Source organism: Ruegeria sp. H6, from assembly GCF_056532975.1.
Genome location: NZ_JBQFOA010000008.1, coordinates 81,031 through 99,983, shown reverse-complemented (window position 1 = coordinate 99,983; position 18,953 = coordinate 81,031). Strand labels below are relative to the sequence as shown.

Below are 18,953 nucleotides of genomic sequence, written 5' to 3'. Positions count from 1 at the left end.
GCTTAATATGTGTGCGCCTTGCGCGGTAGCGAGGTGGGAACGTTAACTGAGTTGAAGTTTGTGAATGGGTCTCGAGTACGACTTTGATATCGTCGCCATAGCGCCAGATGAGGTCGATCCTGAACACGCTGTATCAGCGGTCACAGGAAACCGACCCGTTCGCGCGCAGTTCCGCGATGTCAGAACTGCAGATGCTTTGCGAGCAGCGTCTCCTAAGATTCGCAGAATCTTCGAGGAATCCGGCTTTAGCCTGGAAACCCGAGGCCAAGAGGCCGAGTCCGGCATCTATCCGGCATCCGAGGCTGAAGATCGCGAGCGCATCCTCAGACGATTGTTTGCCAATATCCGGAATATGGGTGTTCAAGGCGAATATTGTGGTGAGTTCGATTTCTGGCACTTTCTCAACCACGTGCGCACCGCGCGACCCGGCGAAGACACACGCGTATCTGAACCTGTGGCGGACGCACAGTCTGAACCAGCATTGCCTTCGCGGGCATCACGTCGGACTGTTCCGGGGCGTCTGGGCTTTGCCTTTGGGCTGGCGGTTGTCGTGTTCGTGACCTTGAAATATCTGGCCGAACGTGGTGCGACCCCCTAAGCCAGCGTGACACCGGCGGCCTGCATGGCCTGTTGTGCTGCGGCCAGCGAACCATCCATGTCAATCGCGCGGCATGCATCATGCCGAACAGTCACCTCAAACCCAAGCCGCGCTGCATCCACGGCGGAAAAGTGAACGCAGAAATCCGTGGCCAGTCCGACCAGCGTCAGCCGATCTACTCCACGTGTTTCGAGATACCCTTTCAGTCCTGTGGGTGTGGTCTGGTCATTCTCGAAAAAGGCGGAATAGCTGTCGATTGCGCTGCGAAAGCCTTTGCGTAGGACCAGATCGGCGTCTGTGCGCAGTTTTGGGTGAAACGCGGCGCCATCGCTGCCCTGCACGCAGTGATCCGGCCAGAGAACCTGTGGCCCATAGGGCATCTCGGTCAGCTCAAACGGGGCCTTGCCCGCATGCGAGCTGGCGAAAGAGGAATGGCCCGCCGGGTGCCAGTCCTGCGTCAGAATCACGGCATCAAAATCGTCCATCATGGCGTTGATCGGGGCCACGATCTCGTCCCCGGTTTCGACAGCAAGCGCGCCGCCCGGGCAGAAATCATTCTGAACATCTATGACAAGCAGGGCGTGCGACATCGGGGACCTCCGTTTTCTGCCTCTATCGGTATGGGGACGGGTGGCATCCGTCAATGCAATCTCTTGCGTCTTTCGGGCCATGGGATTAGATCGCGCGCATGTATACGATCGCGGCTCTATATCATTTTACCCGTTTTCCCGACCCGGATGTCCTGCGCCCGGCCCTGATGACCCTGTGCCAGGCCGAAGAAGTTAAAGGCACCCTGTTGCTGGCGCATGAGGGGATCAATGGCACGATTGCAGGCCCGCGCGCCGGTATCGACGCGGTACTGGCGCATATTCGTGCCTTGCCCGGTTGTTCGGGGTTGGAGTGGAAAGAGGCAACCTCGGACCATCCGCCATTCGGCAAGATGAAAGTGCGGCTGAAGAAAGAGATCGTCACAATGGGCCAGCCCGACGTGGATCCGCGCGCCAGCGTTGGGCACTATGTCGAGCCCGAAGACTGGAACGATCTGATCCGCTCAGACGATGTGGTGGTGATCGATACGCGCAACGACTACGAGGTGGCGATTGGGACGTTTGAGGGCGCAATAGACCCTGAAACCGCCAGCTTCCGCGAATTCCCGGAATGGTGGCAGCACAACAAGGACCGGTTCCACAACAAACGTGTGGCGATGTTCTGCACCGGGGGCATTCGGTGCGAGAAATCGACCAATTACCTGTTGGGACAGGGGGTCGAGGATGTCTATCACCTCAAAGGCGGCATCCTGCGCTATCTCGAAGAAATGCCGGCAGATGACAGCACATGGCAGGGCGAGTGCTTTGTTTTCGACAATCGCGTTTCGGTTGGGCACGGGCTGATCGAGGGGCCGCACAAGCTGTGCCACGGATGCCGTCGCCCGATCCTGCCCGAAGACATGAAGCGCCCCGAATACGAACATGGCGTGACCTGCCATCGCTGCATCAATGAGACCTCAGATCAGGACAAGGCGCGCTTTCGTGAGCGTCAAAAGCAGATACTTTTGGCCAGAACCCGTGGGACCGAGCATTTGGGCTCGGACGGAATTGCCTGATCATTTGGCTTGCGGACGGCCTCTGCCCGGCTGATGATCGCGGTCAGGCCGATATTCGGAGAACACATGTCCCGCGAACCCAAAACTCTGGAAGAATGGAAATCGACGCTCTACGCCGCTTTGGGGCTGGTCGTTGCCAGCTTTCTGGCGTGGTTCGGCCTGTCGCGCCTGAGCGAAGCCGCCGCAGGTGACACGATTGGAACCATCGCCGCCGTTGGGCTGGTCCTTTGGCTGATCTCGCAATCGTGGTTCTACATGACGCAGGTAAAATCCCCAAAAAGGCTTCTGTTCCTCATGGGGGTGTCGTTCATCCAGGTCGTGCCGTTCCTGTTTGCCGCCGTCTATGGCGCGTTCGGCTATAACGATCTGTGTGTTGTCGGCGCGAATGGACCCGCTGACATCCTCTATTTCTCGTATGTGACCTTCACAACCGTAGGATACGGCGACATGGCCCCCACTGGACTGTGCCGCGGTTTGGCGGTGTTCGAGGCGGTTACAGGCTACATCCTATTGGGCGTTTTCGTCGCGGCAGCCGTCGCGCTTTATGCGCGCAATCACGAGCATTGAGGGATCGGCCGACTTATTTGTTCGCGTCAATCCACCGGGACATCAATTGTTTGTCGCGGAAACACTCGGACGGGATCGGGCGACGCTTGGTCCGGGAAATTCGTTCTGCAAAGGCCACTTGCTTGCCTGTCGGATAGTTCGCGAAAGGCGACGGATCGTGCGGTTTGTTTGCCGAAATCCAGTCGGACAGGGACTTGCGATCTCGCTTCGCCTCGACCGGGATCTCCATCGCGGATTGCTCGGCGATGGCGCGGGCAAAGCGCATTTGCCGGTCTGTTACCGGCAGCAGATGATAATCGTTGCTGGGTGCATCGAACCAGCTTTGACGGGCAGCGTTGGTCATAGCTCGAAAACCTCCGTTCCACATAGGAACAAATATAGAACATTTTAGGAACTTTTTCAAGATTTCTGCCGGTCAGGGCTTTTGTCGCCCTTGTTCAACTCGGCCTGTCCCGTCGTTCTTACGACCAAAAATCGCGCATTTCTTACGCTTCAGTCTCTAATCAAAGAATCGCCTGACCTGATTTCAACCCACGCCAAGTCACAAAACCGCGCGTTTGCGGTGATCCGCCCATGCTGTTTGATTGGGCCTCGCAACCTGTCACCCGTGATCAGATACCGACATTTCGCGTCGGGAACAGAGCATACGCGCATCCCAAGCTGTGGCTGACTTTGACCTGAGTATTGGAACGAACGGGAGTCGCACGATGAAAACACATGCGCAGGCAGTTGTGATCGGGGGCGGCCTTGTTGGTTGTTCGATCTTGTATCACCTTGCCAAGCTTGGCTGGTCCGACGTGGTGCTGTTAGAGCGGGACGAGCTGACCTCCGGTTCAACCTGGCACGCGGCGGCCAATATTCACGGGCTGCACGACAACAACAACATCACCCGTATCCAGCACTATACAATGAACCTGTATAAAGAGCTGGAGAAGGAAACCGGGCAGGGTTGCGGTGTGTTTCAGTCCGGCTCGCTCTATCTGGCGCAGACCGAGGATCGGGAACATCAGCTGCGCCTGCAAGAGGCCAAAGCCAGGTTCTATGGTCTGAACTTTCATGAAATCAGCCGCGAGCAGGCGATGGATCTGCATCCACTGGCGCAGTTCGACGATATCCGCTGTATCATGTTCGAACCCGATGGCGGCAATGTCGACCCCTCGGGCGTGACCCATGCCTATGCGGCTGGCGCGCGTGCTATGGGGGCCACGATTGAGCGGTTTTGTCCTGTTATAGGGACAGAACAGCAGCCTGACGGGTCGTGGATCGTGCACACCCAAAAAGGCGATATTCATACGCAATGGGTGGTGAATGCAGGGGGTCTTTGGGGGCGCGAGGTCGCGGCGATGGCGGGGATCGAACTGCCGCTGCAACCGACCGAACATCAGTATTTTGTCACCGACGCCATAGATGAAGTGGCCAATCTGGGCCGCCGACTGCCCTCGATCGCGGACCGCGATGGCGAATATTACTTCCGCCAGGAAGGCAACGGGTTGCTGATTGGGGCCTATGAAAAAGACATGCGGTTCTGGGCCGAAAACGGGACGCCGCTGGATTTTGCTCATGATCTGTTCCCCGACGATCTGGACCGGATCATGGAAAACGTCATTCGTGCCACTGAACGGGTGCCTGTGGCTGCCACGGCGGGCGTCAAACGGGTGATCAACGGGCCGATGATCTGGTCCCCCGACAGCAACGCAATCTGGGGGCCGGTGCCCGAGTTGAAGAACTATTTCTGCTGCACCGGAATCATTCCGGGCTTTTCGCAATCGGGCGGGCTGGGTCTTTTGTCGGCGCAATGGATGATCGAGGGCGAGCCGCAATACGACATGTTTGCCTGGGATCTGGCGCGGTTTGGTGACTGGGCGGACAAGGCCTTTACCAAGGCGCGGGTCGAGGATGTCTATACCCACCGCTTCGCCATCCACTTCCCCAACGAAGAACGCAGCGCCGGACGACCCGCCCGCGTGCGCCCGGCCTATGAGATGCAAAAGGATATGGGATGCGTCTTTGGTCTGAACTGCGGGTGGGAACATCCGCTGTGGTTTGCCGATCAGCCGGGAACGCAGGAAACCAACGGCTTCACCCGTCAGAACTGGTGGGAACCGGTAGGTCGTGAAGTGCAAATGCTGCGCGATCATGTTGGTGTCATCGATATCTCGAATTTCGCCAACTACGTCATCAAGGGCCCCGGCGCCCATGAGTGGCTGGATGCCCTCGTCGCGAACCGGGTTCCCACCGAGGTGGGCCGGTCTTGCCTGACGCCTCTGATCTCGGTCCGGGGTGGGGTGGCTGGTGATTTCACCATAACCAAAGTGGCTGAAGAAGAATACATGATGATCGGCTCGGGCATGGCCGAGCGGTATCATCAGCGGTTTTTCAACATGGTTGACCTGCCCGAGGGCACAACCTTTGAGGTCGCCACCAATCGCATTGCAGGCTTCAATGTGGCCGGGCCAAAATCGCGCGAGCTGTTGCAGCGTTTGACCAATGCGGACCTGTCGAATGAGGGATTCCGTTTCATGCGCTCGCGCAGGATCGAGGTGGCGGGCGTCGCCTGTCTGGCCATCCGCGTCAGCTTTACGGGTGACCTGGGATGGGAGCTGCACTGTGCTGAATCTGATCAAATCAGGCTCTATACAGCGCTTTTGGAGACCGCCAAGGACCTGAACGGCGGCCCGGTTGGTGGTCGCGCGCTGGGATCGCTGCGTGTCGAAAAGGGCTATGGATCCTGGGGGCGCGAGTATTCTCAGGAATACTGGCCGCAGGAAGTTGGGCTGGCGGGCCTGATCAAATTGGACAAAGATTTCCTGCACAAAGACGCCTATCTGGCCGTTAAGGACAACGCGCCGCGTGAGGTTCTGTCGATCTTTGAGGTCGACGCCACCGTTGCCGACGCCACGGGCGGTGAGCCGATATTCACCCCCGACGGCAAACCCGTCGGCCGTGTAACTTCGGGCGCATATGGCTATTCGGTGGGCAAATCCCTCGCGCTTGGTTTTGCCGACCCTCGGACGGCAAGACCCGGCGATACTGTCGAGGTTTTCATCCTGGGCAAACCGCACACTGCGCGCATCCTCGACAAGCCGCCTTTCGATCCTGACGGGCACAAGCTGAGGGGTATTGTCGAGGCGCTGACCTCATGACCCCCGTGCTTGCCAGCCTGTCGGAGTTTGTTCTGAAGCACGATCCCGAGGATGTTCCCGCATCCGCACGGCAGGCCGCCGCTCTCATGATGCTCGACACCATGGGCGTGATCATTGCGTCGACCCCGATGGAGGCCGGTGTGATCGCGCGCGACACCGCATCTTTGCTCTATGCCAGCAACAATGCGGATTGCCGCGCCCGGATGATGTTTGATGGTCGGCCCGTCAGCCTTGCGGGGGCGGCCTATGCGGCGGCAACGCAGACAGATAATCTGGACGCGCATGATGGGTATAACCCGACCAAAGGTCATATCGGCGTCGTGGTTGTCCCAGCGCTGGCGGCCTTGGCGGAACACTGCCCGGACCTGAGCGGGCGTGACGCGTTGATGGCCGTCATCATCGGATATGAGGTTGCCGGGCGCGCGGGTCTGGCCCTGCATGCGACCGCCAGTGACTATCACACATCCGGGGCCTGGAATGCGTTGGGTATCGTTGCGATGGCGGCCCGGTTGCGTCAGCAAACGCCTGCGCAATTCCGACAGGCTTTGGGCATCGCGGAATATCACGGTCCTCGCAGTCAGATGATGCGCGAAATTGCAAATCCGACCATGCTGCATGACGGATCAGGCTGGGGTGCGTTGGTTGGGCTTTCGGCAGCAATACTGGCCGAGCAGGGTTTCACCGGTGCGCCTGCCACTACCGTCGAGGAAGATCAGGTCGCCGACCATTGGGCTGATCTGGGGACCTTTTGGCAGATCGAGCATCAATATGTGAAACCCTATCCGATCTGCCGCTGGGCCCACGCGGCAATTGACGGGGTTCGCAAACTGATGCTGGATCATCAGCTCGCGCATCAGCAGATTAAATCAATACATATCAACAGCTTTCACGAAGCCGCCTGCCTGTTTTCGGATATGCCTCAAACCACATCCCAAGCTCAGTACTCTCTGCCGTTTGCTGTCGCTACCTACGCGGTGCATAACAATATCGGAGTGGCGCAAATTTCCGGGGCGGGCCTGTCTGATCCGACGGTGGCCGATGTCATGTCGCGCATTCATGTCCAGGAACAGGAAAGACACTCTGCCCGGTTTCCGCAGGGCAGATGGGCTGATGTGGTCATTGAAACAACGGACGGCAGGCAATTCGCGTCGGGGGATGTTCATGCCCGTGGCGGTCCCGAGGCACCGATGCAAACCCACGAAGTGGTCGACAAGTTCATGCAGTTGTCAGAGCCTGCGCTGGGCCGATCGCGCGCGGAACAGATCCGGGACGCCATTTTGGGGCTCGACGCGCCCGAGGCGTGCTATTCGACGGTACATGATCTGATCTTTGATCCCTTGAGAATATAGGCTCTAATCAAGACACTTTTCGCTCCGCGCCGTCATTATCAGTTAAGCATCTGCCTAATTCTCCTGACCCTGGTCCAGCAATGCGCGCATTTTTTGGATCCTGGTTCTTGTCGCCTCGCTGTCTTCCAGCAGCAGCGCGGCATTCGCCAGTGGTTTTTGGGCCTGCTGCTCGACTTGTTGCGCCACGGCCGTCGACAATCTGGAGAGCTCGGCAAACACGCTGTCCGAGGCGGGATTGATTTCTTCTGCTGACCCGGCGCGCCATCGGTTTCTTTCAGCGGCTTCCAAGTCACCCAACTGCTTCCTCAGGTCGGCCGCCTCGTCAAAGGCTTCGGTTTGTTCCAGAGCTTGTGCACGCAACTGCATCCCGGCCTTCGTGTCATCATCCAAAAGTTCGAGTAATGCCTGCCCGGGGCGTCCGTCCTGCAACGCAACCCGCGCCTTGATCTGTGACTGCGCGCGTTGAGACGACGCGTGAGTGTCTAGATCGGACATTGCAACCGCTTCGTCAGGAAATCCGATCGCGCTTAGCCTTTCAGCTATGACCCGGGCGATGTTTTCATCCAAAGTGCCTTTGGATGCAGAAAGGCTTAAAGCATGGCGCAAGAAGGTGACCTCGTCCGCGCGTTCCGATAGCAATTGAAATACCTGCCCGTGCGTTCGGTTCCACGTGCGGGTTTGTTCGGCTTCTTTGGTCAGTGCCAGCGCCGCGTCAAAATCTCCTGTCAGCGCAAGCGCCAGTGCATGGCCGCGCGCCATCATGGGCCCTTGCTCAGACCGTCGAAGCTCCACCGCGTAGGCCGCGGCCAAATCCAGTTCTTTTTGTGACACCGAAGCCCTGTCAGACCAGCGTTTTTCGATCAGCCGCGCCAAAGCCAGCGGGGCATCGCTTGGGGCATCTGGCGTTTCCACGGCTTGCTTTAACAGGGTCTCGGTCTCTGCCTCATTTCCTTCGGCTTCGGCGATTTGGGCTTTCACCAACTGTGTTCCAGGCTGAGGCGCATCCGAGGTGCGATCCGTCGCACGTAAAATGCGGCGCGATGCCTCCAGTTTCTCAGCACGCGCCAAAATCTCGGCCAGTCGGGGGCCGAAGTGATGCCGTAAGTGTTGGGGAAGGCGGCCAAAGGCATGTTCAATCGCGACCAGATTCGCGTCAGAGTGCAAAGCCCGCTCGGTCAGAACCGCCCATAGGGCAACGTCCCCATCGCATCTTTGCTGGCCGCCGAACGGATTTGGATCAGGTGACATGTCCTTATCAGTGATCAGTGAGACCGCGCGAACGTGGTCCAAATCCGGGGGGTGAGACGGCAGCAGATCGAGGATCTGAACAGCCTCTGCTCCAAACCCGAAATAAGCATATAGCTTGGCCAGTTTGATCGCCTTTTCAGTGTCTAACTTGTCGAATTCCTGATACAAACCCTCCCTCAGACCGGTGATCTGATCAGCAAAAGGGATCGGTTCGGCCCATGCCGCGAAACTCAATTCGGCATTGGAAATGCACTTTGGCTGCTGCTTTATCCTGGGCTCGGTCAGATCTTGCAAGGCGCGCAGTTCATCCAGCACCGTGGTGACTTTCAAATTGTTGCTGCCGTCTACAACAGATGACGTCAGATCCGTGCTCCGGCTGCGCCGCGGGCCAACCTCGGACAGGGTCAGATCAACAACGTCCCGGTCCGCCCCTGACAGAACCCTGAGCACCACAAGATCCTCCAATTGTCGGCGATTGATCTGCAAAAGCGGCAGAGCCAGGTTTTCGCTCGGAATTTCAGGGGGCTGTAGCGGCTGGACCTTACTTTGTTGCAATAAAAGCCCCAGTGCATCCGTCTTGGCCACTGTTTCGGGCACTGTTCCGGGTGCGATATCGAGAACAATCATCGCGTTTTGGTGCAAGAACGCCGTCACAACGCATTCGCATCCAAATGTCATGTCCAGCGGATCGCCAGGTTTGGGCTGGTTTAAATCGACCAACCGTTGCGCCGATAACCGGCCAAAAACCGACCTTGTGTCAAACGTTGTGGTTTCGCCACCTACTGAAAGCTGCGCAGATTTTCCGGATTGTGCGATGGACCACTTCGTGCCCGGCGGGATCTGCACCACCAGCCGGGTAAAACCGTCATGCTCACCGGACCGCACTCGCAACGCCTGTGCGGCCGAAGAAGTAGCCCATATGGCCGTGACAACCGCCAGAATGACCGCCCGGATCATGCCGCCGCCTGTTTGAGTTCTTTCAGGGCGTCCTCCAGCTCGGCAAAGCCCGGACGGTTATGCGTGGGTGTGTTCTGTCGGCCAACTTCAATGCACATTGCAGCATTGTGGTTGTGTAAATTGGCGACCAAAACCTCTTTGATCAGTTGGTAGAAATGATTGTCCTCTTCCACGACAGCTTTCACCTTCCCGGCAAAGGGACCGACCAGACCATAGGCGAGAAAGACGCCCAGAAATGTACCGACAAGGGCGCCCCCAATCAGTTTGCCCAAAACCTCGGGCGGCTGATCGATAGACCCCATCGTCTTGATCACGCCAAGGACCGCGGCCACGATGCCAAGCGCAGGCAACCCATCGGCCACCGTTTGCAGAGCGTGGCTGGAGTGCATGGCATGATGGAAATTCGCATCCATGCGCTTTTCCAGAACTTCCTCAACCTGATGGGGGTCATCGTAGTTCATCGATGCCGACCGCAGCGTGTCGCAAATCAGATCCACAGCCTCTTTGTCGGCTTGAATTTTGGGATAGGCGGAAAACAGGGCCGAGTTTTCCGGCTCTTCGATATGTTGCTCTAATTCAACGGGATTGGCACGGGCAATTCGGATCAGCGAGAACAAAAGGCACAGCAGATCCCGGTAATCATCGGGTTTCCATTTCGGGCCTTTGAACACCTTGCCGATATCCTTTGCAGCGTGCTTCACAGCGGCCATGTCATTGCTGATCAAAAAGGCACCAACGGCGGCGCCGCCGATCATCATCATCTCGAACGGCAGGGATTTCATGATGATCGTCATCTTGCCGCCCGCGGCCAGATACCCGCCGAACACCATGACGAAAATGACGACAATTCCTATGATTCCAATCATCGGGCTGCTCCGGTGGGTCTGGGGTGAAAATGGTAAAACATGGCCCTATTCCTCAGGCGCCAGGGCGTTGCGCCCGGCCATGACAACACTGACCGTATAGGCGGCCTCGGGGCTGAGACCGGCCATGACATTTGCCGCAGCTTCCGCTGGCATTCGCGACAAGAACCCGGCGGCAAAGACCGGATCCATTGTTTCAAACAGCTGCGCGGCTTCTTTGGGTTTCATGTTTTGATAAACATCGGTCAGCTGTGTCAGATCCCGCTCGGCGGCCTTGTCAGCGATCGCCAACGTTTCGCGGAGAGACTCTTCGGCATTTCGAAGTTCTTTCAGGCGCATGGCGATGGCCTGATCTGCAATTTCAATCGCCCTCTCTTTGTCGAGGATCACGCCTTCGCGCTTGTCCAGCGCCATCTCTCTGCGTTTCAGCGCATCCAGCACGATTTGCAGGTCAGCGGGCTGAAGCTGTTTCAGACCCGCCTCAGATGACGTGCGCGAGGCATCCTCAACCGATTTGGCAAGGGCCGGACCGGCCTCGAACCCCAGCCGGAGTGCTGCAGATCCAATCATCAGCAGGGAAATGACGGTCAGAACCCCGCCATGCGGGCGTTTCTGGGCATGTTTGCGTTTCATTTCGCACCACCGCCCTGCGCGCGGGCGTGTCGGAAAAACATGACACCTTCCGGTGCTTTGACGGGGGTTTCCTTTTCCGGTTCGTGTGATGTGTTCTCAGCCTCAGCCTCAGCCTCAGCCTCTTCATTGGAGGCAGTATTGGGCGAGGACTCATCCGTGTTCTCAACCTCAATATCGGAAGACCCGGCCTCGGGTTCGGGTTCCGGCTCGTTTTCGAGCTTGGGATCGTCTTTTTCAGCCGGAACGATATCGTGCATAGACGCCATCATCAGTTCCAGCCGTTGGGCCACGGCCTCGGCGCGCAAAGTCAATTCCTGCAGTGCCGACCCCGATTGATCCGATGCGGTCCGTGCCGATTCCAGCGAGTTTTTCAGCTCTTCCACCTGGGACGACAACACGGACACCGCGCCGCCGACACCTTTTTCAAGATCGGTAAACCGTTTCAGACGCCGGGCCAGAACAAAACAGTACATGCCCGCGCCCAGAGCGCCGGCGACCAGCAGAATATCGGCGATAAGTTCCAATGCTGCCTCCTAATTCAGTACAAATTCCATGACGAGAACGTCCCGCACCCTGCCATCGCCGACGACGATGCCGATACGGCGCAGCAGGTGACCGCGGATGCGGACCAGAGCCAGCGAATCCTCAAGGTCGGACGTTTCAACCGCGCGCAGATAGCTGTTCAGGACGTCCATGATTCGCGGCTGCATCTTTTCGACATCGCCGGCGTATTCGCTGTGAACCTCAAGCTGCGCGTGAAATTTCAGATGGCGCGATTCGTTTGAATTCACGGCAACGATGACGGGTGGAAGGTCTATGAAACTGACCGCGGGCAAGGCCTTTGCCGCCTTGGTTTCCGGCTTGGCCTCAGCGTCTTTTGACATTGCTTTGCCACCGATTGGCAAAAGGCCTGAACTGGTCAGATAGAATCCGCCTGCAGCCCCTGCAACGGCAAGGATTGCCGCCAGGATGATTCCCTTTTTTCCAGATTTTTCAGCGGCTTCGACCTCGCCACTTGTTGCGTCTGTCATGACGTCCTCATCATTCCGTTCGACAACCGTCATAACCTCGGAGGGACTAACCGATTGTTAAGGGCAATCGTTCAAACAGGGATCGAGCCGCACAGAATGTCGGTGAGTCGGAGGTGAGCGTGCAGCAAATCGGTACTGTCTGGGCAAATTTGGACAGGCGTAAGCAGATCATGGTGGCAGGTGCTGCTGTGGCGGTATTCCTCGGTGTTCTGGGCATGTCCCGGATCGTGTCGTCGCCCTCAATGACGTTGCTCTATGCGGGTCTGGAAAGCGGCACAGCGGGTGAGGTTGTCCGGTCGCTGGATCAGCGCGGTATCCCTTATGAGATCAGGGGCGGATCGATCTATGTGCCAGGCGCGCAACGGGATGAGCTGCGCATGACCCTGGCCAGTGAAGGGCTGCCTGCGAACGGCAATCAGGGCTACGAGTTACTCGATTCGCTCAGCGGATTCGGGACAACTTCGCAGATGTTCGATGCCGCGTATTGGCGCGCCAAAGAAGGGGAACTGGCCCGAACAATCGTCGGCAGCCCGCATGTCAGCCAGGCGCGTGTGCACATTGCCAATGGCTCCAGCAACCCGTTTCAACGCAGCGTTGCGCCCACGGCTTCGGTGTATCTCGTGCCCTCGGGTGCGCAAATTACGGCGGATCAGGCCAAGGCTGTGCGGTTTCTCGTGGCTTCCGCTGTCAGCGGTTTGGCCTCGGAAAACGTCACGGTTGTGGATTCAAGCGGCTCAGTCATCGGAGCGCAGGACACGAATGTTGCGACCGATACCTCGGACGACAAGGCCCGGCAATTACGGGACAGCGTGCTGCGATTGGTCGAGGCGCGCGTGGGGACGGGCAACGCGGTGGTCGAGGTCAGCGTCGACACAGTGACCGAAACCGAGTCCATTCGCGAGCGGCGTTTCGATCCGGCCGGTCGGGTTGCCATCAGCACAGATGTCGAAGAGCGGTCCGACAGCGCACGCAATCAGTCCGGCGACGTCACGGTTGCGTCGAATCTCCCGGATGGCGATGGCGCTGGTGGTGACGAATCGAATTCAACCGCGACGCAATCACGCGAGCGGGTGAATTACGAAGTGTCCGAGACCGAGCTGGAGGTTCACCGCGCGCCCGGTGCCGTCAAGCGCCTGACCGTGGCGGTGCTGGTTGACGGCACCCGAACCCAAGGCGCGGACGGGACAGTGGCGTTTGAGCCACTGCCGCAAGCAGAGCTTGACGCTTTGGAGGAACTGGTCGCCTCGGCGGTGGGATACGACGCAGCGCGTGGCGACGTGATCACGTTGAAATCCCTCGATCTGCCTTCGGTCGAGCCGCAGGGCACGCTGGTGGCAAGCTCCATTTGGCAGACCATGCATTTTGATGCCATGTCCCTGATTCAGATGGCCGTTCTGGCGCTAGTCTCATTGGTGCTTGGGCTATTTGTCATCCGCCCGATCCTGACGAAACAGCCCGCACAAACCGCGATGCTGGCTGGCCCGCCTGCGCCCGAGATGGAAGATGCATCCTATTTGGTCGGAGAGATTGAACCGGACACAGCCCGAACTCTGCCGGGTCCGGCGCAGCAGAGCGTGCCTGCGATTGGAGGCGCCCAAAGCGAAGATGCCGTCGCCCGCCTGCGCTCGATGATTGGCGACAAGCAAGAGGAAACGGTCGAAATCCTGCGCAGCTGGCTTGAAGAAGGCGAGGAGAAGGTTTGATGTCCATCGCCCATTTGCTTGAGGATTTTTCGGTGCACACGGGCGTAGGACCGGTTCATTGCCTGGACGACGCTGCATTGGAAGAACAACGGCTTGCAGCCTTTGAACAGGGCTATGGCGCGGGGTGGGAAGACGCAATCAGCGCGCAGGAACAAAGCCAGGGTCAGATATCGGCAGAACTAGCAGGCAGCCTTGCGGACATGTCCTTTACTTATCATGAGGCGCTGACCCGCATGTCCCTGTCGTTGGAACCAATGTTCGAAAGCCTGGTTCAGGCCGTGTTGCCCGACATTCTGGATCGGGGATTTGCGGCGCGTCTGACCCAAGAATTGCGGGACATGGCGTTAGAGCAGGTTGGTCAGCCGATGATCTTGTCAGTGGCCGAAGGATTGGCGGAGCAGGTGAGTGCTGCCATGCCGACGGATCTGTCCCCGCCCCCAAAACTTGTCGAAGACCCGGATCTATCCAAAGGGCAGGCGGTTCTGCAGGTCGGCATTTCGCGCCGCAAAGTGGACAGCGATGCGGTCCTGCAATCCATCGCCGAGGCCTTCGACGCCTATATCTTTGAAGCAAAAAGGGCAGCATCACATGAGTGACGAACACACCCCGAAGCCTGAACGACCAAACCCGTTCGAGGCCGTACCGATTGAGGTTACCGTCTCGGTCGGACGCGCACGGCCATTGGTGCGCGATCTGTTGAACCTCGGCGAAAACGCGGTTCTGACGTTGGACAAACGGATCGAGGACCACGTCGACCTCTATGTTGGTGACCAGTTGGTTGCGCGAGGGTTGCTGGAGGAGATGGAAGGCGATCAAGCCGGCCAGCTTGCGGTGCGGTTGACCGAAATATCGGACATTCAGAACGGGTTGGGATAATGCGCCTGTCCGTTTTGGTTGCTCTGGCCGTACTGGTGCTTGTGCCCTCGGCCAGTCTGGCGCAGGATCTGTCGCTTTCTTTGGGCGACGGGCAGTCGATCTCGGCCAGAACCATACAACTGATCCTGTTGATCACCGTGCTCAGCCTGGCGCCCGGTTTGGCGATCATGATCACCTGTTTTCCGTTCCTGATCACGGTTCTGGCCATCCTGCGCCAGGGAATCGGGCTACAGCAATCGCCCCCCAATATGCTGATCGTCAGCCTGGCGTTGTTCTTGACCTATTTCATTATGGAGCCTGTGTTCTCTGAGGCCTGGGAAACCGGTATCCGACCCATGGTTGACGAAACCATGGAGGTCGAACCGGCGCTGGAACGGGCCTTGGTTCCGTTTCGCGCGTTCATGGCGGCGCGGCTGGACGCGGATACGTTCCAGGCCATGGCGGCGCTGAGGCCGGATACCGAAGCCCTACAACTGTCGCCGGACGCGCCGCTTTCGGTGCTTATGCCGTCTTTCATGCTGTCCGAAATCGCGCGCGCGTTTCAGATCGGCTTTCTGATCTTCCTGCCGTTTCTGATCATCGACCTTGTGGTGGCCGCCGTGCTCATGTCCATGGGGATGATGATGGTGCCGCCTGCGACGGTCTCGCTGCCGTTCAAACTGGCGTTTTTCGTCATTGCAGACGGCTGGGCGCTGATCGCGGGTGCGTTGGTGCGCAGCTACACTTAAGGATCCTATTGCCGGGTGATTTGAAGCCGCGCCCGCAAGCCGCACTCGCCGTTTTCAAACCGCAAATACCCGCCATGTTGTTCGGCCACTGTTTTTGCGATGGTCAGCCCAAGACCGAGCCCGTCGGCGGATCCGGTGTTTGAGCCGCGTTGAAACGGGGTCATCAGGGCTTCGATATCGCTGACCGACAAATCGGTGCCTTTGTCCTCGACAATGATGGTCGCGGTGCTGGCATCGGTTTCGAGATACACATCCGCATGGCGGCCATATTTCAGGGCGTTGTCGATCAGGTTTGTGAGCGCCCGCCGCAGCGACACAGGGCGCGCGGTCACCAGAATGCGCCGGGTTTCGGGGATCGACCCGTGCCCCCGCCGCGACATGAACAGCGACGGAGCCCCTTCAACGGCAACCGGCGCGATAGCCTGCAATGTGACAGGCTGGCCCATATCCTCGTAATCGGCCACGACCGCTTCGACCAGCGAGGTCAGCGAAATCTGGCGTGGTTCCTCGACGCTCAACTCGGACCGGGTGTATGTCAGAACGCTTTCGATCATGCCTGTCATCTGGTCGATGTCGGCCTCAAGTTTTTCACGCAGTTCGGCATCGGCAATCAGCGCGGCGCGTAGGCGAATGCGTGTGGCGGGTGTGCCCAGATCGTGGCTGACACCGGACAGGACAATCGCCCGCTTTTCCAGCTGAGACCGCTCATCGTCAAGGTGGTCGTTCACGGCGGCAACAATGTCCTGCAACTCGGACGGGCCTTCCGCGGTATAGCTGTCGGGCCCGCCGCGGCGCTTTCTGTCGCGCAGGGCTTGGGAAAACCGCGTAAACAGATCGGCCACATTGCCCACCGAGGTCAGAATAATGGCCAGCGCCACGATGCCCACAAGAATGGCGGGCAGCCGCATGTCTGTCGGTTGTGCATCGCATCCCCAGATGCCGGTGCCGTCCACCTGTTGCCACATCCCGCGCCCATACCGGGCAATCAGCACCGGTTCGCTGCAATAGGTTGCCAACAGCCGGGTCAGATTGCCCATCTTTTCCGGGCCGGTCTGATCAATACCCGAAACGATGCCCGAAACCGGATAGATCAGGCGGTCGGACATCACCGCCAAGGTCAATTCGCGCCCGTTCAGCGGAGATGAGCTGTCGGTCAGGATGGACAGGTTGGTGACAAAGCGGCGATCTGAAAATCCAGGCATTTGTTCGAACACGCCGTCATTCGCCAGAGATGCCGCTTGCGCGGATAGGGCTATGATCGTGACGTCTGGCAGCGGTGCCTTTCCGGTGCGCAGCTCTTCGTAGATGGAAAACCCGGCCACATAGGCGCGGGTCAGGAATGTGTCCCAGGCGCGGGCCGAGGCAAACCACATTCCGGCCGCGATCAGCCCTGCGGCAAACGCGGTCAGCGTCCAGATCCAGCCCAAGCTGCGCAGACGCAGGTTCATGTGTCCTCTTCCACACAAACCTCGGCCGCGAACACGTATCCCAGCCCGCGCTCGGTGCGCAGCATCTGTGGGTCTTTTGGGTTGGCCTCGATCTTGGACCGCAGACGGCCCACCAGCATATCGATGGCGCGGCCCTGCGCCTCGGGTTTGTCGGCCTCGCCGGTCACGTCCAGCGCTGCGGCGATTTCATCGCGAGTCAGGGGAATATGTGGATTGGCCAGCAACACCTTGAGCAGGGCGGTTTCGCGCTGAGACAACGATACCAGATAGCCTTCGGGCGAAAACACTTCATCCCGCTTGCCGTCAAACACCCAGCCGTCGAAACGGAAATTGCGGATACGGCGGCGATAAGCCAGCGACGGTGTGCGCTGCGCCCGCTGCATCACGGCACGCACGCGGGCCAGCAAAAGCTGAGGGTTGAAGGGTTTGGCGATATAGTCGTCGGCCCCAACCTCATACCCCGCCATCCTCTGGTGATCGGCAGACAGGGCCGAGACCAGAATGATCGGCACATCCTGTTCGGCGCGAAGGCGGGCACAGATCTCGACGCCGTTTTCGTCCCCCAGCATCACGTCCAGCAGGATCAGGTCGATCCGGCCTGCGGTCAGATGCGAGCGGATTTCACTTTCCGAACTGGCGGGCAGGGCGATGAACCCGTTCTGATGCAGGAACTGGGTCATCATCGACCGCATCTCGGGGTCGTCATCCACCACCAGAAGTCGCGGAATGCTCACACGGTTGCTCCTCCCAAATTCTGCTCCTCCGACTTCATGCATTGTAACGAACGGAAACAGATTCAATGTCAACGTAACACGCTGTAACAAAAGCAGTGAAAAACTGGACTGTGGCTGAGATTCAGCGTGGATTCCGCGTTGCCAGGTTCCAATCTGTTAGCGCTATATCGAGCATCGCTGCTTTTCGCAGTTACTAAGTTCTCTAGGGAGGAGATCAAAAAATGAAGCGTTTTGCATTTGCCACTGTTTCCAGCCTGGCGGTTGTGGCCGGGTCGTACGCTGTGGCTGAACCCCAGGCCGAGGTTCTGCACTGGTGGACGTCCGGCGGCGAAGCCAAGGCCGTTGGCGTTCTGCAGGAAGAGTTTGCCTCGAATGGCGGCACCTGGACCGATATGCCGGTTGCCGGTGGTGGTGGCGATGCGGCGATGACCGCGCTGCGGGCCCGGGTTCTGGCCGGAAACGCACCGACCGCCGTTCAGCTGAAAGGCCCCGCCATTCAGGAATGGTATGAAGAGGGTGTACTGGCTGATATCTCATCCGTGGCCGAGGCCGAAGGCTGGGCCGACGTTCTGCCTGCGTCCATCGCCGGTCATATGATGTGCGAAGGCACATGGTGCGCCGCACCCGTGAACGTCCACCGGATCGACTGGATCTGGGCCAATGCGGATGTTCTGGCCGCCAATGGCATCGAAATGCCGACCACTTGGGACGAGTTCAACGCCGCTGCCGAAAAACTGCAGGCTGCCGGTGTGATCCCGCTGGCCCATGGTGGTCAGGCATGGCAGGACGCGACCGTGTTCGAAGCGGTTGCCCTGGGTCTGGGTGGACCCGAGTTCTACCAGAAGGCATTTGTCGATCTCGACCCCGAGGCGTTGACCTCGGACACGATGGTGCAGGTTTTTGATCAGATGCGCACCCTGCGTGGTTACGTGGACGAAAACTTCTCGGGCCGGGACTGGAACCTTGCCACTGCGATGGTGATGAACGGCGAAGCCGCGTTCCAGATCATGGGTGACTGGGCCAAAGGCGAATTCCTGGCCGCAGGCAAAAAGCCCGGCGAGGATTTCCTGTGTGCCTCGACTCCCGGTGACGGATATCTATACAATGTAGACAGCTTTGCCATGTTCGAAGTGGAAGGCGACGACAACCGTGCCGGTCAGGAATTGCTCGCCAAGCTGATTGTCGGTCCGAACTTCCAGGAGGTGTTCAACCTCAACAAGGGTTCGATCCCGGCACGGACCGATGTGGCGCTGGACGCGTTTGACATCTGCGCCAAAATCTCGGCCGAAGACATGGGCTCGACCTCGGCTGGCGGTTCGCTGCTGCCATCTTACGCCCATGGCATGGCGCTGCGCGGATCGCAGGCCGGAGCGATCACAGACGTTGTGACCGCGCATTTCAACTCGGATATGTCCTCGGCTGACGCGGTTCAGCAACTGGCGGACGCAGTGGCGAACAGCTACTGATCCAAC

The 18,953-nt window shown here is 58.7% G+C and carries 19 protein-coding genes; 10 read left to right on the top strand and 9 right to left on the bottom strand.

Annotation, left to right across the window (positions count from 1 at the left end; all coding sequences use genetic code 11):
- The first annotated feature begins 64 nt into the window (after positions 1-64).
- Entirely contained in the window at positions 65-598 is a 534-nt protein-coding gene (locus ACR0AG_RS14495; RefSeq protein WP_480840107.1) for a hypothetical protein, read from the top strand.
- Here the strand turns inward: ACR0AG_RS14495 and pncA are convergent.
- Complete coding sequence (gene pncA / locus ACR0AG_RS14490) at positions 595-1,188, bottom strand: bifunctional nicotinamidase/pyrazinamidase (protein WP_480840104.1); 594 nt, start codon at positions 1,186-1,188, stop codon at positions 595-597. The genes ACR0AG_RS14495 and pncA overlap by 4 nt on opposite strands.
- A 98-nt stretch (positions 1,189-1,286) precedes the next feature.
- On the opposite strand from pncA, the gene trhO reads away from it, so the two are divergent.
- Positions 1,287-2,201: an oxygen-dependent tRNA uridine(34) hydroxylase TrhO gene (gene trhO, locus ACR0AG_RS14485; protein ID WP_480840102.1), complete on the top strand. Its 915-nt coding sequence runs from the start codon at positions 1,287-1,289 to the stop codon at positions 2,199-2,201.
- A 66-nt stretch (positions 2,202-2,267) separates the two neighbouring features.
- Positions 2,268-2,768 carry a potassium channel family protein gene (locus ACR0AG_RS14480; RefSeq protein WP_480840100.1) on the top strand — a complete coding sequence of 167 codons (501 nt, stop codon included), beginning with the start codon at positions 2,268-2,270 and terminating at the stop codon, positions 2,766-2,768.
- A 13-nt stretch (positions 2,769-2,781) separates the two neighbouring features.
- On the opposite strand, the gene ACR0AG_RS14475 is transcribed toward ACR0AG_RS14480, so the two are convergent.
- Complete coding sequence (locus ACR0AG_RS14475; protein ID WP_480840098.1) at positions 2,782-3,111, bottom strand: hypothetical protein; 330 nt, start codon at positions 3,109-3,111, stop codon at positions 2,782-2,784.
- 364 nt (positions 3,112-3,475) lie between these two features.
- Between ACR0AG_RS14475 and ACR0AG_RS14470 the strand changes: the two genes are divergently transcribed.
- Both ACR0AG_RS14470 and ACR0AG_RS14465 read left to right on the top strand, forming a co-directional pair.
- A complete protein-coding gene (locus ACR0AG_RS14470) occupies positions 3,476-5,911 on the top strand; it encodes a GcvT family protein (protein ID WP_480840095.1) in 2,436 nt (811 codons plus the stop codon).
- Entirely contained in the window at positions 5,908-7,260 is a 1,353-nt protein-coding gene (locus ACR0AG_RS14465; RefSeq protein ID WP_480840093.1) for an MmgE/PrpD family protein, read from the top strand. The genes ACR0AG_RS14470 and ACR0AG_RS14465 overlap by 4 nt, the downstream gene beginning before the upstream one ends.
- Positions 7,261-7,314: 54 nt before the next feature.
- On the opposite strand, the gene ACR0AG_RS14460 is transcribed toward ACR0AG_RS14465, so the two are convergent.
- The 5 genes from ACR0AG_RS14460 to ACR0AG_RS14440 are packed head-to-tail and all read right to left on the bottom strand — an operon-like array spanning position 7,315 to position 11,992.
- Positions 7,315-9,465 carry a hypothetical protein gene (locus ACR0AG_RS14460; protein ID WP_480840090.1) on the bottom strand — a complete coding sequence of 717 codons (2,151 nt, stop codon included), beginning with the start codon at positions 9,463-9,465 and terminating at the stop codon, positions 7,315-7,317.
- On the bottom strand, positions 9,462-10,331 hold the full coding sequence (gene motA / locus ACR0AG_RS14455; protein ID WP_480840088.1) for a flagellar motor stator protein MotA: 870 nt from the start codon (positions 10,329-10,331) through the stop codon (positions 9,462-9,464). The genes ACR0AG_RS14460 and motA overlap by 4 nt, the downstream gene beginning before the upstream one ends.
- Before the next feature lie 45 nt (positions 10,332-10,376).
- Positions 10,377-10,961: a MotE family protein gene (locus tag ACR0AG_RS14450; RefSeq protein WP_480840086.1), complete on the bottom strand. Its 585-nt coding sequence runs from the start codon at positions 10,959-10,961 to the stop codon at positions 10,377-10,379.
- Positions 10,958-11,485 (bottom strand): hypothetical protein, encoded by a 528-nt coding sequence (locus tag ACR0AG_RS14445; protein WP_480840084.1) that lies wholly within the window; start codon positions 11,483-11,485, stop codon positions 10,958-10,960. The genes ACR0AG_RS14450 and ACR0AG_RS14445 overlap by 4 nt, the downstream gene beginning before the upstream one ends.
- Positions 11,486-11,494: 9 nt before the next feature.
- Positions 11,495-11,992 (bottom strand): flagellar basal body-associated FliL family protein, encoded by a 498-nt coding sequence (locus tag ACR0AG_RS14440; RefSeq protein ID WP_480840081.1) that lies wholly within the window; start codon positions 11,990-11,992, stop codon positions 11,495-11,497.
- Positions 11,993-12,111: 119 nt separating this feature from the next.
- On the opposite strand from ACR0AG_RS14440, the gene fliF reads away from it, so the two are divergent.
- From fliF to fliP, 4 genes are read left to right on the top strand one after another with little or no spacing between them, the layout of a single operon-like run.
- Positions 12,112-13,695 carry a flagellar basal-body MS-ring/collar protein FliF gene (gene fliF / locus ACR0AG_RS14435; RefSeq protein ID WP_480840079.1) on the top strand — a complete coding sequence of 528 codons (1,584 nt, stop codon included), beginning with the start codon at positions 12,112-12,114 and terminating at the stop codon, positions 13,693-13,695.
- A complete protein-coding gene (locus tag ACR0AG_RS14430; RefSeq protein ID WP_480840077.1) occupies positions 13,695-14,291 on the top strand; it encodes a FliH/SctL family protein in 597 nt (198 codons plus the stop codon). The genes fliF and ACR0AG_RS14430 overlap by 1 nt, the downstream gene beginning before the upstream one ends.
- Positions 14,284-14,571: a FliM/FliN family flagellar motor switch protein gene (locus ACR0AG_RS14425; protein ID WP_480840074.1), complete on the top strand. Its 288-nt coding sequence runs from the start codon at positions 14,284-14,286 to the stop codon at positions 14,569-14,571. The genes ACR0AG_RS14430 and ACR0AG_RS14425 overlap by 8 nt, the downstream gene beginning before the upstream one ends.
- Positions 14,571-15,299, top strand: a complete 729-nt coding sequence (fliP, locus tag ACR0AG_RS14420; protein ID WP_480840072.1) for a flagellar type III secretion system pore protein FliP — start codon at positions 14,571-14,573, stop codon at positions 15,297-15,299. The genes ACR0AG_RS14425 and fliP overlap by 1 nt, the downstream gene beginning before the upstream one ends.
- 5 nt (positions 15,300-15,304) lie before the next feature.
- On the opposite strand, the gene ACR0AG_RS14415 is transcribed toward fliP, so the two are convergent.
- Complete coding sequence (locus ACR0AG_RS14415) at positions 15,305-16,747, bottom strand: sensor histidine kinase (RefSeq protein WP_480840069.1); 1,443 nt, start codon at positions 16,745-16,747, stop codon at positions 15,305-15,307.
- Complete coding sequence (locus tag ACR0AG_RS14410; protein WP_480840067.1) at positions 16,744-17,481, bottom strand: response regulator transcription factor; 738 nt, start codon at positions 17,479-17,481, stop codon at positions 16,744-16,746. The genes ACR0AG_RS14415 and ACR0AG_RS14410 overlap by 4 nt, the downstream gene beginning before the upstream one ends.
- 221 nt (positions 17,482-17,702) lie before the next feature.
- Between ACR0AG_RS14410 and ACR0AG_RS14405 the strand changes: the two genes are divergently transcribed.
- Positions 17,703-18,947, top strand: a complete 1,245-nt coding sequence (locus ACR0AG_RS14405) for an ABC transporter substrate-binding protein (RefSeq protein ID WP_480840065.1) — start codon at positions 17,703-17,705, stop codon at positions 18,945-18,947.
- The last annotated feature ends 6 nt before the right edge of the window (positions 18,948-18,953 follow it).

Coding starts and splice junctions, on each gene's coding strand:
- ACR0AG_RS14495 (WP_480840107.1), top strand. CDS start 65: ATGGGTCTCGAGTACGACTTTGATATCGTCGCCATAGCGCCAGATGAG.
- pncA (WP_480840104.1), bottom strand. CDS start 1,188: ATGTCGCACGCCCTGCTTGTCATAGATGTTCAGAATGATTTCTGCCCG.
- trhO (WP_480840102.1), top strand. CDS start 1,287: ATGTATACGATCGCGGCTCTATATCATTTTACCCGTTTTCCCGACCCG.
- ACR0AG_RS14480 (WP_480840100.1), top strand. CDS start 2,268: ATGTCCCGCGAACCCAAAACTCTGGAAGAATGGAAATCGACGCTCTAC.
- ACR0AG_RS14475 (WP_480840098.1), bottom strand. CDS start 3,111: ATGACCAACGCTGCCCGTCAAAGCTGGTTCGATGCACCCAGCAACGAT.
- ACR0AG_RS14470 (WP_480840095.1), top strand. CDS start 3,476: ATGAAAACACATGCGCAGGCAGTTGTGATCGGGGGCGGCCTTGTTGGT.
- ACR0AG_RS14465 (WP_480840093.1), top strand. CDS start 5,908: ATGACCCCCGTGCTTGCCAGCCTGTCGGAGTTTGTTCTGAAGCACGAT.
- ACR0AG_RS14460 (WP_480840090.1), bottom strand. CDS start 9,465: ATGATCCGGGCGGTCATTCTGGCGGTTGTCACGGCCATATGGGCTACT.
- motA (WP_480840088.1), bottom strand. CDS start 10,331: ATGATTGGAATCATAGGAATTGTCGTCATTTTCGTCATGGTGTTCGGC.
- ACR0AG_RS14450 (WP_480840086.1), bottom strand. CDS start 10,961: ATGAAACGCAAACATGCCCAGAAACGCCCGCATGGCGGGGTTCTGACC.
- ACR0AG_RS14440 (WP_480840081.1), bottom strand. CDS start 11,992: ATGACAGACGCAACAAGTGGCGAGGTCGAAGCCGCTGAAAAATCTGGA.
- ACR0AG_RS14430 (WP_480840077.1), top strand. CDS start 13,695: ATGTCCATCGCCCATTTGCTTGAGGATTTTTCGGTGCACACGGGCGTA.
- ACR0AG_RS14425 (WP_480840074.1), top strand. CDS start 14,284: ATGAGTGACGAACACACCCCGAAGCCTGAACGACCAAACCCGTTCGAG.
- fliP (WP_480840072.1), top strand. CDS start 14,571: ATGCGCCTGTCCGTTTTGGTTGCTCTGGCCGTACTGGTGCTTGTGCCC.
- ACR0AG_RS14415 (WP_480840069.1), bottom strand. CDS start 16,747: ATGAACCTGCGTCTGCGCAGCTTGGGCTGGATCTGGACGCTGACCGCG.
- ACR0AG_RS14405 (WP_480840065.1), top strand. CDS start 17,703: ATGAAGCGTTTTGCATTTGCCACTGTTTCCAGCCTGGCGGTTGTGGCC.